Origin of the sequence: Sanguibacter suarezii NBRC 16159 (genome assembly GCF_001552735.1) — a bacterium.
GTDB classification, from domain to species: Bacteria; Actinomycetota; Actinomycetes; order Actinomycetales; family Cellulomonadaceae; genus Sanguibacter; species Sanguibacter suarezii.
Genome location: NZ_BCRT01000020.1, coordinates 14,412 through 28,356, shown reverse-complemented (window position 1 = coordinate 28,356; position 13,945 = coordinate 14,412). Strand labels below are relative to the sequence as shown.

Sequence of the window (13,945 nt, the reverse complement as noted above, 5' to 3'; positions counted from 1 at the left end):
GCGTCGGGTGCTGCCGCGGTCAGGCCGGAGGTTCCGGCGCGACCGGTCTGACTGAGAGCCAGAAGAACTCGCGTGACCCCAAGGTCATCACGACATCGCCGTCTTCGCTGATCGAAGCGATCTGCGACCCTCCGAAGAGGTCGAAGAGCGCGGCCCCCGCGTGGCCTGGGACGCGGACCGTGGTGGCCCTGGCCGTGGCCGCGAGGTTCGTCACGCACAGGATCGTCTCCTCGGGGGTGACCCGCAGGAAGGCGAGCACGGACTCGTTGTCCGCGACGATCGGGATGTACGTGCCCGTCCCGAAGGCCGGGTGCGCGCGGCGGACCTTGAGCATGCCGTGCACCCAGTGCAGCAGCGACGTCGGCTGGGCCCACTGGGCTTCGACGTTCGCGTGCTGGTAGTTGTGCACGAGGGACTGGATGACTGGCAGGTACAGCTTGCCGGGGTCGGCCGTGGAGAACCCGGCGTTGCGGTCCGGCGTCCACTGCATGGGCGTACGCACGGCGTCGCGGTCCGGCAGCCAGATGTTGTCGCCCATGCCGATCTCGTCGCCGTAGTACAGGCAGGGGCTGCCCGGCAGCGACAGCAGCAGGGCGTGGGCCAGCTCGATCTCCTTGCGGGAGTTGTCCAGCAGCGGCGCGAGCCTGCGCCGGATCCCGATGTTCGCCCGCATCCGTGGGTCGGGGGCGTACCAGCCGTACATGGAGGCGCGTTCCTCGGTCGAGACCATCTCGAGGGTGAGCTCGTCGTGGTTGCGCAGGAAGGTGCCCCACTGGGCCCCGGCCGGGATGGCCGGGGTGTCGGCGAGGATGTCGATGATCTGCTTCGCCCGCTGGTCCTTGATCGCGTAGTAGATCCGCGGCATGACGGGGAAGTGGAAGCACATGTGGCACTCGGGGTGCTCGTCGGTGCCGAAGTACTCCACGACGTCCTCGGGCCACTGGTTGGCCTCGGCGAGGATGATGCGCCCGGGGAACTCCTCCTCGATCGTGGCTCGCACGGTGCGCAGGAAGACGTGCGTCTCGGGCAGGTTCTCGCAGTTGGTGCCCTCGCCCTCGAAGAGGTACGGCACGGCGTCGAGACGGAACCCGTCCACACCCACCTGGCACCAGAACCGGGCGACGTCGATCATCGCGGCGACGACCTGCGGGTTCTCGAAGTTGAGGTCCGGCTGGTGGGAGAAGAACCGGTGCCAGAAGTACTGGCGGCGCACCGGGTCGAAGGTCCAGTTCGAGGACTCGGTGTCGACGAAGATGATCCGGGCGTCGGGGTACTTCGTGTTGTCGTCGTTCCACACGTAGAAGTCCCCGTAGGGGCCCTCCGGGTCGGAGCGGGAGGCCTGGAACCAGGGGTGGGCGTCGCTCGTGTGGTTCATGACGAGGTCGATGATCACCCGGATACCGCGCTTGTGCGCCTCGTCGATGAGCTCGACGAAGTCGGACAGCGCACCGTACTGCGGCGCGATCGCGGTGTAGTCGGAGATGTCGTACCCGCCGTCGCGCAGCGGCGAGGGGTAGAACGGCGGCAGCCACAGGCAGTCGATGCCCAGCCACTGCAGGTAGTCCAGGCGCTGGATGAGACCGCGCAGGTCTCCGGACCCGGCCCCGGTGGAGTCGGAGAACGCCCGGACGATGACCTCGTAGAAGACGGCCGTCTTGAACCAGTTCGGGTCGTCGCTGAGCCCCGGGTACACCTGGTCGGTGTCCAGGAGCTGCTCGCTCGTGCCACCGCCGGGCACGGTCGGCTGACGGCGCGGGGGCAGGGCCGTGACGGGGATCGGCAGCGTGGCCGGGTTCGTGTCGGGGCGGTTCATCGCGTCCTGACCTCGATGATGTGGGCGCAGTTGGTGAACGGGTCCAGCTGCACGAAGGCCTCGGCGCTCCAGGTGTACGTAGCCCCGGTGAGCAGGTCGTGCGCCTCGAAGGTGGTGCCGTACCCGGCGTCGGGCAGGCCGAGAGCGGCGAGGTCGAACCAGACGTTCGCCGCGCGGGTGGAGTGCGGGTCGATGTTGACGATCGAGATCACCGTGTCCGCCTCTCCGGTGGGGGAGTGCTCGGCAGCCAGGTGCGAGGAGAAGGCGATGATCGCGTCGTCGCTGGTCGAGTGCACGGTGAGGTTGCGCAGCTGGCGCAGGGCCGGGTGCGCTCGACGGATCTCGTTGAGCCGGGTGAGCAGGGTGGAGATGCCCACCTCCGGCGCCCGGGACCAGTCCCGTGGTTTGAACTCGTACTTCTCGTTGTCGATGTGCTCCTCCGCGCCCGGGCGCGGGACCCGCTCGGCGAGCTCGTAGCCGGAGTAGATGCCCCACGTAGGTGAGGCGGTCGCAGCCAGCACCGCGCGGATCGCGAAGGCGGCGATCCCGCCGTGCTGGAGGTACGGCGGCAGGATGTCGTGGGTGGTGGGCCAGAAGCTCGGGCGCATGTACGCCCCGCTCGGGCCGGACACCTCACGGAAGTACTCCTCGAGCTCCGGCTTGGTGTTGCGCCAGGTGAAGTACGTGTACGACTGGTGGAAGCCGATCTTGGCCAGCGTGTGCATCATCGCGGGCTTGGTGAACGCCTCGGAGAGGAAGATGACCTCGGGGTTGCTCGCTCGGATCGCGCCCAGCAGACGCTCCCAGAACGGCAACGGCTTGGTGTGCGGGTTGTCGACCCGGAAGGCGGTGACGCCGTGGTCGATCCACACCCGCAGCACCCGCAGGATCTCCTGGTAGATGCCCTCGGGGTCGTTGTCGAAGTTCAGCGGGTAGATGTCCTGGTACTTCTTGGGCGGGTTCTCCGCGTAGGCGATCGAGCCGTCCACCCGGGTGGTGAACCACTCGGGGTGCTCGGTGACCCACGGGTGGTCGGGGGAGCACTGCAGCGCGAGGTCGAGCGCCACCTCGAGGTCCAGGCTGCGGGCCCGAGCGACGAAGGCGTCGAAGTCGTCGAAGGTGCCCAGGTCGGGGTGGATGGCGTCGTGCCCGCCCTCCGCGCTCCCGATGCCGTACGGCGACCCGGGGTCGCCCTCGACGGTCTCGAGGGAGTTGTTGCGGCCCTTGCGGTTGGTCGACCCGATCGGGTGCACCGGGGTGAGGTACACGACGTCGAAGCCCATGGCCGCGATGGCCGGCAGCCGCTCGCTCGCCGAGGCGAAGGTACCCGAGGTCCACGAGTCGGTCAGGGTGTCGTAGGTGGCGCCCTCGCTGCGGGGGAAGAACTCGTACCAGGCGCCGGCGAGGGCGAGCGGGCGGTCCACCACGAGCGGGTAGGTGGCAGACGCCGAGACCATGTCCCGCAGCGGCGTGCGGTCCAGGACCGCGTGCACCGCGGGGCTCGTGGCGACCGCGAGCCGGGTCAGCGGGGCCCGGTCGGCCTCGGCCAGGGTCAGTGCCACCCCGCGCAGGACGGCGGCGTCGTTGACGTCGAGCTCGGGGCGGTCCGCGGCCCGGGTGAACAGGGCGGCCCCCTCGGCGAGCATGAGGTCCACGTCGATGCCGGCCTCGATCTTGATCCGGGCGTCGTGCTCCCACGTGCTGTACGGGTCCGACCATCCTTCGACGAGCAGCCCCCACGCCCCGGGGGCGTCAGGGACCAGCTCGGCGCGGAAGCGGTCGAGGCCGGGCGCGACGTCGACCATCGGGGCGGTCCGGCGCTCACCGGTCGGGGAGACCAGGACCGCGGTGGCCGCGACGGCGTCGTGCCCCTCCCGGAAGACGGTCGCCTCGACCGGCACGACCTCGCCGACGACGGCCTTGGTCGGCCAGCGACCCTCGGCGATGACCGGTGCGACGTCGAGCACAGGGATCCGGCCGATCGGGCGGTGCGCGGAGGGAGTGGCGGGCAGTGCGGCACGCGGTGCCGTCACGGGTGGCTTCGAAGAGCGCATGGAGGTCACCTGACGAACCTACCGACTCCGGAGCGCCGATGACACCTGAATCGCGGAAGACGTCCTGGTGACTTGGTCACTGAGACGACCAGGGAGGGACTACGGAGGGCGCCTGGAGGGCGGTCAGGTCCTGCGCGCCACGGTTCTCCAGCGACACGCGGACGATAGTGACGCCCGGGGCGGCGCTGTCAGGAACTCGCTCCGACCGGCCAATCGCGGTCCGCGCGGCAAGAACCGCAGGATCATGCGGAAGTCGGCTGATGGATGTGACGCAGGCTACATCCGGTGTGAGTCCTAGGTCCCTCATGTGTCAGTTCCCCCGCCGATAGCGTATGAGACATCGCAACACACAAGACCGGGACACAGAAGGACCGGCATACTGAGGGGTATAAAATGTCTGCAGCAGTCAAGGCCCGCAAGCCCGTGGCCATCATCGGCATCCTGTCGATGATCGCTGGTCTGGTTCTCATCATCGCCGGTGGCGTCGTCTGGGGAGTCATCACCAGCCAGCTCAAGGCGGAAGAGATCACGGTCTCTGCAGTCACCGAAGAGAACCCCGGAGCGCTCGCGGGCAAGCCGGTCGCCGGCCCCTTCACCGCCTTCGCCCAGGCGAACGCCATCAACGAGCACGCTCTCGCCGGCAGCGGCGGCCTCACCTACGCCGAGCTCGGCGCGAAGGTCACCGAGCTCAAGGCAGCTGGCACCGACGCCAACGCCGAGGAGATCGAGGAGCTCACCGCTCAGCGTGCCACGGTCATGAACGGTTCGTTCCTGCGGGCCTCGCTGTTCACCTCGGTCGTCTCCTACGGTGTCTCGGCCCTGGTCATGGGCCTGGGGGTCATGTTCATCCTCATCGGCTGGAGCCTGCGCGAGCTGAGCGTCACCAAGACCGCCGTCAAGGTGGCCGAGGAGAAGGTCGCAGTCAACGCCTAGCACGAGACCCCGTCGCTGACGACGGGACGCACGAGGGCCCCCACCGCACGCGGTGGGGGCCCTCGTGCGTTGTGTCATGGATGTGCGCGGGCTACGCGGGCTACGCGGGCTACGCGGGCTACGCGGGCTACGCGGGTCGCACGGGTTGCGCACGCTGCCCGGTCACGACGACGGGCACGACGACTCAGCCCAGCAGCTCCCGATAGCGCACCCGGGCCGCGACCACCGTGCGCAGCTGACGCTCGATGCCGGTGGTGAACTCGGCCCGGTACATCGCGTCGGTCTGGATGGAGATGGCGAAGGACAGACCGGTGAAGGTGGCGATCGCGGTGGAGACCCGCAGCAGCGACTGGTTGAGGACGAGGTCCGCGCCCTGCAGCGTGAGCGGCACCGACCAGCCGCCGCCCACCGCCCAGACCTCCTGCACCGCAGGCGTCACGGTGAGCACGCCGATCCCCACGAACAACGCGAACACCCCGGCGCACACCACGACCACCTGGAGCAGCTGGCTGGCCCCGATCATGATCATGACGTTGACCCGCTGACCGCGCCCGAGCGGCGCCAGCGTCTGCGCCCCCGGGACTTCCGCACCGGCCTCGGCCAGCGCGGCGCGGGCCTCGGAGGGCAGCCGCAGGCCGACGAGGACGAGGATGAGCACGGCGAAGAGCACGCCGAGCACCACGGAGGAGACGGTGGGCACCCGGTCGAAGACCTGCCACACCTCGGCGTTGTAGAACAGCACCAGCGAGAAGATGAGCAGCGGCGGCAGCAGACGCACCAGCCGCAGCAACGACGCTCCCAGCTCGTCGACAGCCCGGGCCATGCCCCACCACACCGTCGAGGCGAGCCCGTACTGCACGGTGAACCACGTCAGGGCGAGCACCACGAGGTTCGTCACGGCCGTGACGACCGCCGCCGCCCACTGCCCACCGAAGAGCAGCGGCAGCAGCGCGGGCACGAGGACGAAGAAGGCCAGCTCCGGGGTGGCGATCTCCTGGGGCAGGGTGGACCACGCCCGCCCCCGGAGCCGGTTGAGGCCGATGTATCCGCCGATGATCACCGCGACGGCGCCCAGCACCGCCAGGACGTTGGTCGCCGGGGACCAGGACAGGTTGACCGCCCCGGAGAGCTGGGCCACCAGCACGAGCAGCAGGAACGGCGCCGCCCGGCCGAACACGTCCCGGCGCAGGGTGCGTCCCTGGACGAGCGTGGGCAGACCGTTGCGCCGGAAGACCCGCTCGCACCCGGCGGCGGAGTCCAGGCGCGCGGCGCCGTCGACGGTCACTGCGCGTCGTCGAGGTAGGCCAGGTACACCTGGATGCTCAGCGGCTCGAGCTGCACGGTGACCCCCGCGGCCAGGCTCGTGCCGCGCCCGTCTGGTCCGCCGTCGCGCTCGGCGGGGTTCTCCCACGTGCTGTCCCAGGCCAGGGACCAGCTGCGGGTGCTGTTGCCCCGCCCCGCCAGCACGACGTCGGCCGGGTCGAGGGTGCCGTTGATGACGAGCAGCACGTGGGAGTCGTCGATCTCGTCGCTCGTGCGCCCCTCGCGCTCGCGGCGCAGCATCTGCACGATGCGCGTCCCCGGGTCGTGCCACTGCGCGTGCGAGACCTCCTGCCCGCAGCCGTCGTACCAGGCGAGGTCCGGCTGGGTGGGCTCGTCGTGGGGCTGCGGGTGACCGAGGAAGAACTCGTCGACCCGCAGCGCCAGGTGGTCACGGCGCAGCGCCAGCAGGAACTGCGTCGTCGCGAGCAGGTCCTGCCGCCACGGGGACAGGTCCCAGCTGACCCAGGACAGCTCGTTGTCCTGGCAGTAGGCGTTGTTGTTGCCGCGCTGGGTGCGCCCCATCTCGTCACCGGCGGTGATCATCGGCGTCCCGGCAGACAGCAGCAGCATCCCCATGAGGTTGCGGATCGAGCGTCGGCGCAGCGGGGCGACGGCCACGCCGGGGGAGTGAGCCGGCACCGGACCTTCCACGCCGTGGTTCCACGACCGGTTGTCGTCGCTGCCGTCGCGCCCGTTCTCCCCGTTGGCCTGGTTGTGCTTGTGGTCGTAGGCCACGAGGTCGGCCAGGGTGAAGCCGTCGTGGGCGGTGACGTAGTTGACCGAGGCGATGGGGCCACGCACCAGGGGCGGGTCGCCGTGGCCGAACAGGTCCGCGGACCCGGCCAGCCGGGTGGCCAGCTCGCGGACGCCGTGACCGGGCAGGCCGTGCGCGGCGGCCGAGGGGTCAGAGAGCCAGAACGACCGGATGGCGTTGCGGAACCGGTCGTTCCACTCAGCCATCGGCGGCGGGAAGTGCCCGGTCTGCCAGCCGCCCATCCCCACGTCCCACGGCTCGGCGATGAGCTTGAGCTGGTTGATGACCGGGTCGGTCTGCAGCGCGACGAGGAAGGGGTGGTTGGAGGTGAAGCCGGCGCCGTCGCGCCCCAGGGTCACCGCGAGGTCGAAGCGGAAGCCGTCCACCCCGATCTCCTGGGCCCAGTAGCGCAGCGAGTCCAGCGCGAGCTGGACCACCCGCGGACGCCGGAAGTCCAGGGAGTTGCCGCAGCCGGTGACGTCGACCAGGTGCGCCGGCGCGCCGCCGTCGTGCAGGTAGTAGGCGGAGTTGTCCAGGCCGCGCCAGCAGATCTGCTGCCCCGGCTCCCCGCCCTCGCAGGTGTGGTTGTAGACGACGTCCAGGACGACCTCGAGACCGGCCTCGTGCAGCAGCTGCACCATGCCCTTGACCTCGTCGAGGACCGCACCGGGGCCGGCAGCCCTGGCGGCCGCGGTGGCGTAGGGCGCGTGCGGGGCGAAGAACCCGAGCGTGTTGTAGCCCCAGTAGTTCGTCAGCCCCTTGGCGATCAGGTGCGGCTCGGAGACGAAGGCGTGGATCGGCAGCAGCTCGACCGTGGTGACCCCGAGCTCGACGAGGTGGGCGATGGTGGCCGGGTGCGCCAGTCCCGCGTACGTGCCGCGCAGGTGCTCGGGCACGGCGGAGAGCTGCTGCGTCAGACCGCGCACGTGCGCCTCGTAGATGACCGTGTCCCGCCAGGGGACGTTGGGGCGCCGGACCGGCGGGTGGTGGTGGCGGGGTCCCACCACGACGGACAGCGGCACGTGGCCGAGGGAGTCGCGGTCGTCGGGAGCCCCGAACGGGTCCCCGGTGATGGCGCCGGTCTCCGGGTCGAGCGCGGCGACGTGACCGTAGGTGACCGGCCCGTAGTCGAGCTCGCCGACCAGCCCGCGCGCGTACGGGTCGACGAGGAGCTTGGCGGGGTTGTGCCGCAGCCCCGCGTGCGGGTCCCAGGTGCCGTGGACGCGGAAGCCGTAGCGCTGGCCCTCGTGCACCCCGGGCACAAAGCCGTGCCAGACGCCGTAGCTCTGCTCCACGAGCGGGACGCGCCGCTCGGTGAGCTGCGGCAGGCCGTCCGACGCGGACCCGGGCGCCGGGTCGATGAGGCACAGGTCCACGCCCGTGGCGTGAGAGGCCAGCACCGAGACCTGGACCCCGCTTCCGTGCCGGTGGACACCGAACGGGGGGACTGGTCCGTGGACGGAGGCAGCGGTCGTGGCCTTCATAGTCGCTATTGTGACGCCCTCGTCGTCAAACCCGTGCATGGCTGGGTCCACCTGGACACGATGCTCCCGGTGTGTGCACGCGTTGTAGGCTGCAGACGACTTGTCGCGATGGAAAGAGAGCCGCCTGCTATGAGGATCGTTGTCCCCGTGAAGCACGTCCCCGACATCCACTCCGATCGGACCTTCACCGATGAGGGACGGGTGGCCCGGGGCGCAGACGACGGCACTCTCAACGAGCTCGACGAGAACGCCATCGAAGCGGCCCTCCAGCTCGTCGAAGGGCTCGACGAGGCCGAGCGTGCGGTGAGCGAGGTCGTGGCTGTCACGGTCGGACCGCCCGAGGCCGACGCCGCCCTGCGCAAGGCCTTCCAGCTCGGGGTGGACCGCGCCGTCCGCCTGACCGACGACGCGCTCGCCGGCTCGGACGTGTTCGGGACGGCGAAGGCCATCGCCGCTGTGGTCCGCACGATCGCGGCGGACGGACAGGTCGACCTCGTCATCACCGGCATGGCGGCGCTGGACGGTCTCGCCTCGGTGATCCCCGCGCTGGTCTCGAGCGAGCTCGGCCTGCCGCAGCTCACCCTGGCCACCCGGCTGAGCGTGGAGCACGGCCAGGTCGAGATCGTCCGCGACCTCGACGGCGTCACCGAGGTGCTCAGCGCACCGGCTCCGGCCGTGGTGTCGGTGACCGACCACCTCAACACCCCGCGGTACCCCAACTTCAAGCTCATCATGGCTGCCCGCACCAAGGAGATCACGGTCTGGGACCTCAGCGACGTGGGCCTGGAACCCTCCCAGGTCGGTGCCGCCGGTGCGCGTACCGCGGTGCTGTCCAGCGCCCCGCGCCCGCCGCGCGCCGACGTGCAGCTGGTGACCGACAAGGGTGAGGGCGGGCTGGCGCTCGCCGACTACCTCATCCGCAACGACCTCGTCTGACTCGCGAACGGACTCAATCATGGCTGACTCAACCACTGCGGGACGGACCGTCCTCGTCGTCCTGGACACCCCAGACCGGGAGCTGCGCTCACCGGCCCGCGAGCTGCTGACCATCGCGCGGGACCTCGGGGAGGTCATCGCCGTCGCGCTGACCGAGCCGTCCGCGCAGACCGTCGCCGAGCTCGGTGCCTACGGCGTGCGCCAGCTCCTGGTCACCGACCTCCTCGGTGACGAGGCCGACTCTCACCTCACCCCGGTGGCGGCCGAGGCCCTGGTCGCCGCGGTCACCACGACCGCCGCCGACGTCGTGCTGCTGTCCTCCTCCTTCGTCAACCGGGAGATCGGTGCTCGTCTGGCCTACGCCGTCGGCGCCGGGCTGATCCTGGACGCCTCCGCGGTGAGCGTGGGGGAGCACGGCGTGGTCGGTGACAAGCGCGTCTTCGCCGGGACCTGGGACATCACCTGTGCGGTGACCACCCCCCTGGCCGTGGTGACCGTGCGCGCCAACGCCGTGGTGGCGTCCCCGGCGCCCGAGGCCGTCGAGACCGAGGTGGACCACCTCGAGGTGCGTCCCAGCGACTCCGCGACGTCGGCGGTCCTGGTCTCGCGCACGGAGCACGCCCCGGCCGACGGCGGGTCCGGTCGCCCGGCCCTGGCCGAGGCCGCCTACGTCGTCGCCGGTGGGCGCGGGACCCTCGGGGACTTCGGTCCGGTCGAGGACCTGGCCGACGCCCTGGGGGCGGCGGTCGGCGCGACCCGCGACGCCGTCGACGAGGGGTGGGTGACCCACGACGCGCAGATCGGTCAGACCGGTGTGACGATCGCCCCGCGGGTCTACATCGGCGCTGGCATCTCCGGTGCCCCGCACCACCGTGGCGGGATGCAGGCCTCCAGCGTGATCATCGCCGTGAACAACGACCCCGACTCCCCGATCTTCGAGATCGCGGACTTCGGCGTCGTGGGTGACCTCGCCGACGTCCTGCCGCAGGCCGCGCAGGCTATCCGCGCGCACAAGGGCTGACTCGGCGAGCGGTGATCGCGGCCGAGGGCCGTGATCACCGCCGCCCGCGGCGCACTCCGCCGTCGGGTCGGGCGCGGGCGGCTCGTAGACTGGTGTGCGTGACCCCCAACCCCACCGCCTACCTCGACCACGCGGCGACGACTCCCATGTCGTCGGCCGCGATCGAGGCGTACACCGACCAGCTCGCGGTGGCCGGAAACCCCTCGTCGTTGCACTCGGCCGGGCGCGCCGCGCGCCGTGTGGTCGAGGAGTCGCGAGAGCAGATCGCCGCCGCGCTCGGCGCCCGTCCCAGCGAGGTGGTCTTCACCGGCGGTGGGACCGAGGCGGACAACCTCGCGATCAAGGGCCTGTTCTGGGCCCGTCGGGTGGCCAACCCCGAGCGACGTCGCATCCTCATCTCCGCCGTCGAGCACCACGCGGTGCTGGACCCGGCGTTCTGGATGGCGGAGCACGCCGGCGCGGAGATCGTCCTGCTGGCGGTGGACTCCCGCGGTGTGCTCGACGTCGAGGCGCTGCGGGCCGAGCTGGCCGCGCACGGCCCCGAGGTCGCCTTCATCTCCGTGATGTGGGCCAACAACGAGCTCGGCACCATCCAGCCGATCGCCGACGTCGTCGCCGCGGCTCGTCCGTACGGCATCCCGGTGCACTCGGACGCGGTGCAGGCTGCCGGTCAGATCCCCCTCGACTTCGCCGCGAGCGGCCTGGACGCCCTCACCCTCACCGCCCACAAGCTCGGCGGCCCGGTGGGCGTCGGCGCGCTGCTGGCGCGCCGCGACCTCGACCTCACCCCGGTGCTGCACGGCGGCGGGCAGGAGCGCGGGGTGCGCTCCGGCACCCTGGACGCCGCCGGGATCCGCGCCTTCGCCGCGGCTCTGACCGAGGCGGTGCGTCTGCTGCCTGCCACGAGCGACCGCCTGGTGGCGCTGCGGGACCGGCTCATCCAGGGCGTGCGTGACCGCGTGCCCACGGCCACGCTGCGCGGCCCGGACCCGATGGCCGGCGACGCCGCGCTGCGTCTGCCGGGCAACGCCCACTTCACCTTCGCCGGCTGCGAGGGAGACTCGCTGCTCTACCTGCTCGACTCCGCCGGCGTGCAGTCCTCGACCGGGTCCGCCTGCCAGGCAGGTGTGCCACAGCCGTCCCACGTGCTGCTCGCGACGGGGGTGGGGGAGGAGGACGCGCGCGGTGCGCTGCGGTTCTCCCTGGGCCACACCTCGACCGACGCCGACGTGGACCTGCTGCTCGACGTCCTGCCCGGCGTGGTCGACCGGGCCACCGCCGCGGGCTTGGCCTCGGCGGGTATCGGTATGAGCCGCAACCGCGGTACACAGGAGGTGCGTTGATGCGGGTTCTCGCCGCGATGTCCGGAGGCGTCGACTCAGCGGTCGCCGCTGCACGTGTGGTCGAGGCCGGTCACGAGGTGGTCGGCGTCCACATGGCCCTCTCGCGCAACCGCAACCAGTTCCGCACGGGGTCGCGGGGCTGCTGCTCGATCGAGGACGCCGGTGACGCCCGCCGCGCCGCTGACATCCTCGGCATCCCCTACTACGTGTGGGACCTGTCGGAGAAGTTCCAGGACACCGTCGTGGCCGACTTCCTCTCCGAGTACGCCGCCGGGCGGACCCCCAACCCCTGCGTGCGGTGCAACGAGCACATCAAGTTCGAGGCGTTGCTGGACAAGGCGACGGCCCTGGGCTTCGACGCCGTGGCCACCGGGCACTACGCCCAGGTGATCACCCGCACCGCGCCGGACGGCACCGAGGTCCGTGAGCTGCACCGCTCGCCCAACACCGCCAAGGACCAGTCCTACGTCCTCGCCGTCATGGGCCCGGAGCGTCTGGCCCGAGCGATGTTCCCGCTGGGGGCCTACGAGACCAAGGACGAGGTGCGCGCCGAGGCCGCCGCCCGCGGGCTGAGCGTCTCGAACAAGCCGGACTCCTACGACATCTGCTTCGTGGCCGACGGTGACACCCAGGGCTTCCTGCGCGACCACCTGGGCTCCCAGCCCGGTGACATCGTCGACGCCGACGGGACGATCCTCGGAGCGCACGACGGCGCCTACTCCTACACCGTGGGACAGCGCAAGGGCCTGTCGATCGGCCGCCCGGCGCCCGACGGCAAGCCTCGCTACGTCCTGGACGTCCAGCCCGTCTCCAACCGGGTCGTGGTCGGTCCGGCCGAGATGCTCACGGTCGACCGGCTGACCGGTGACCAGAGCGTGTGGCTGGCCGACGACGTGCTGGCCGCCGCCGGCCTCGACCTGGCGGCCCCGCACTCGGACGGCACCGCGTGGTTCGACGCCGAGATCCAGGTCCGCGCGCACGGGGAGCCGGTGCCCGCCCGGGTGCGGGCGGTGCCCGACGCCTCCGGCCCCGCCGGCCGGATGGAGGTCGAGCTCACGGGTGAGACCCTGCGCGGCGTCGCCGCCGGGCAGTCCCTCGTCGTCTACCTCGGCACCCGGGTGCTCGGTCAGTCGACGGTAGTCTCGACCGCGTGGAGCGGCGCGCCCGACCGCGCGACGACGACGCCGGCCGCGGCGACGTCCGCCGCGACGGCTGCGCAGCACGCGTGACCGGGGCCACCGGCCCGGGCGTCTGGCCCGGCGTCGACGCCCTCGAGGCGTACCTGACGATCGTCGGCGACCTCTCCGACGTGCCCGACGGCGTCCAGGGCATGCCCTTCCTCGCCCAGCTGCCCGCGCGAGGAGCCGGCGCGCTGCCGGTGGCCCGCACCGCGGCGCTGCTGGCGGACATGCCGGTCGAGCTCGGCCCGCACGGCTGGAAGCTCAGCGACCACCCGGGGATGGACCTCGAGCGCGCCCTGGCGTTCCTGCGCGAGGACCTCGACGCTCTCGCCGTCGCCGCCCACGGCTACACCGGCCCGCTGACCGTCCAGGTCGTGGGTCCGTGGACGCTCGCGGCCACCGTGTACCTGGCCCGCGGCGACCGCGTCCTCGCCGACCACGGCGCGGTCGCCGAGCTGGCCGCCTCCCTGGCCACCGGTCTGGGTGAGCACCTGGCCGCGGTGCGCGGGCAGGCCCCCGGCGCCCAGCTGACCGTCCAGGTGGACGAGTCACTCCTCGGCCAGGTCGCGGCGGGAGTCATCCCCTCCTTCTCCGGATACTCCCGGCTGCGCGCGGTCCGCGGACCCGACCTCATCGACGGGCTGCGTCCTGTGCTCGAGGCGGCTCGCGAGGCTCAGGCGCGCAGCGTCGTCCACGTGGGCCAGGCCTGGGTGGGGATCGCCCCGGCCGTGCTCTCCGGGGCCGACGCCGTGGGCGTCGAGCTCGGCTCCACGACCGACGGACCGGGGTGGAACGAGCACGGCTGGGAGCTCGTCGCGCGGATGATCGAACGCGGGACCCACCTGTGGGCCGGGTTGCCGCCGGCGACCGTGTCCCAGTGCGCGGGCACCGACGTGCGCGGCCTGGCTGACCTGGTCACCGTCCCCTGGCGGCGGATGGGCCTGCCCGCGGCGGGCCTGGCAGACGTCGTGCTCACCTCGGCCGGGTCGGCTGCGACCCTCGCCGCCTCCGGGACGCCCGACGCGGCTCGTGGTGCCCTCGGTGCGGTCGTGCGTGCCGCGGCCATCGTGGCCGAGCGCTCGGCAGACTGAGTCTCCCGAGCA

General features: G+C 71.6%; 10 protein-coding genes. 6 read left to right on the top strand and 4 right to left on the bottom strand.

Annotation, left to right across the window (positions count from 1 at the left end):
- Positions 1 to 19: 19 nt before the first annotated feature.
- Both treS and SS2_RS13080 read right to left on the bottom strand, forming a co-directional pair.
- Complete coding sequence (treS, locus tag SS2_RS13085; protein WP_066464867.1) at positions 20 to 1,813, bottom strand: maltose alpha-D-glucosyltransferase; 1,794 nt, start codon at positions 1,811 to 1,813, stop codon at positions 20 to 22.
- Positions 1,810 to 3,867: an alpha-1,4-glucan--maltose-1-phosphate maltosyltransferase gene (locus tag SS2_RS13080; RefSeq protein ID WP_066464996.1), complete on the bottom strand. Its 2,058-nt coding sequence runs from the start codon at positions 3,865 to 3,867 to the stop codon at positions 1,810 to 1,812. Before SS2_RS13080 ends, treS begins: the two co-directional genes overlap by 4 nt.
- Before the next feature lie 393 nt (positions 3,868 to 4,260).
- Here SS2_RS13080 and SS2_RS13075 point away from each other — a divergent pair, with 393 nt between their 5' ends.
- Positions 4,261 to 4,800 carry a hypothetical protein gene (locus tag SS2_RS13075; protein WP_066464866.1) on the top strand — a complete coding sequence of 180 codons (540 nt, stop codon included), beginning with the start codon at positions 4,261 to 4,263 and terminating at the stop codon, positions 4,798 to 4,800.
- 184 nt (positions 4,801 to 4,984) lie between these two features.
- On the opposite strand, the gene SS2_RS13070 is transcribed toward SS2_RS13075, so the two are convergent.
- Both SS2_RS13070 and glgX read right to left on the bottom strand, forming a co-directional pair.
- Complete coding sequence (locus SS2_RS13070; RefSeq protein ID WP_066464865.1) at positions 4,985 to 6,085, bottom strand: hypothetical protein; 1,101 nt, start codon at positions 6,083 to 6,085, stop codon at positions 4,985 to 4,987.
- On the bottom strand, positions 6,082 to 8,361 hold the full coding sequence (glgX, locus tag SS2_RS13065; RefSeq protein WP_066464863.1) for a glycogen debranching protein GlgX: 2,280 nt from the start codon (positions 8,359 to 8,361) through the stop codon (positions 6,082 to 6,084). Before glgX ends, SS2_RS13070 begins: the two co-directional genes overlap by 4 nt.
- Positions 8,362 to 8,490: 129 nt before the next feature.
- Here glgX and SS2_RS13060 point away from each other — a divergent pair, with 129 nt between their 5' ends.
- The 5 genes from SS2_RS13060 to SS2_RS13040 all read left to right on the top strand — a co-directional run bounded on the left by SS2_RS13060 (position 8,491) and on the right by SS2_RS13040 (position 13,933).
- Positions 8,491 to 9,297: an electron transfer flavoprotein subunit beta/FixA family protein gene (locus SS2_RS13060; protein ID WP_066464861.1), complete on the top strand. Its 807-nt coding sequence runs from the start codon at positions 8,491 to 8,493 to the stop codon at positions 9,295 to 9,297.
- 19 nt (positions 9,298 to 9,316) lie between these two features.
- Complete coding sequence (locus SS2_RS13055) at positions 9,317 to 10,318, top strand: electron transfer flavoprotein subunit alpha/FixB family protein (protein ID WP_066464859.1); 1,002 nt, start codon at positions 9,317 to 9,319, stop codon at positions 10,316 to 10,318.
- 89 nt (positions 10,319 to 10,407) lie between these two features.
- The gene (locus SS2_RS13050; protein WP_439646316.1) at positions 10,408 to 11,661 is read left to right on the top strand and encodes a cysteine desulfurase family protein; all 1,254 of its coding nucleotides are present in this window, start codon (positions 10,408 to 10,410) and stop codon (positions 11,659 to 11,661) included.
- Positions 11,661 to 12,890, top strand: coding sequence for a tRNA 2-thiouridine(34) synthase MnmA (gene mnmA, locus SS2_RS13045; RefSeq protein WP_066464857.1), 1,230 nt, complete (start codon positions 11,661 to 11,663; stop codon positions 12,888 to 12,890). The genes SS2_RS13050 and mnmA overlap by 1 nt, the downstream gene beginning before the upstream one ends.
- Positions 12,812 to 13,933 carry a uroporphyrinogen decarboxylase/cobalamine-independent methonine synthase family protein gene (locus SS2_RS13040; RefSeq protein WP_369405216.1) on the top strand — a complete coding sequence of 374 codons (1,122 nt, stop codon included), beginning with the start codon at positions 12,812 to 12,814 and terminating at the stop codon, positions 13,931 to 13,933. The genes mnmA and SS2_RS13040 overlap by 79 nt, the downstream gene beginning before the upstream one ends.
- The last annotated feature ends 12 nt before the right edge of the window (positions 13,934 to 13,945 follow it).

Coding starts and splice junctions, on each gene's coding strand:
- treS (WP_066464867.1), bottom strand. CDS start 1,813: ATGAACCGCCCCGACACGAACCCGGCCACGCTGCCGATCCCCGTCACG.
- SS2_RS13080 (WP_066464996.1), bottom strand. CDS start 3,867: ATGCGCTCTTCGAAGCCACCCGTGACGGCACCGCGTGCCGCACTGCCC.
- SS2_RS13075 (WP_066464866.1), top strand. CDS start 4,261: ATGTCTGCAGCAGTCAAGGCCCGCAAGCCCGTGGCCATCATCGGCATC.
- glgX (WP_066464863.1), bottom strand. CDS start 8,361: ATGAAGGCCACGACCGCTGCCTCCGTCCACGGACCAGTCCCCCCGTTC.
- SS2_RS13060 (WP_066464861.1), top strand. CDS start 8,491: ATGAGGATCGTTGTCCCCGTGAAGCACGTCCCCGACATCCACTCCGAT.
- SS2_RS13055 (WP_066464859.1), top strand. CDS start 9,317: ATGGCTGACTCAACCACTGCGGGACGGACCGTCCTCGTCGTCCTGGAC.
- mnmA (WP_066464857.1), top strand. CDS start 11,661: ATGCGGGTTCTCGCCGCGATGTCCGGAGGCGTCGACTCAGCGGTCGCC.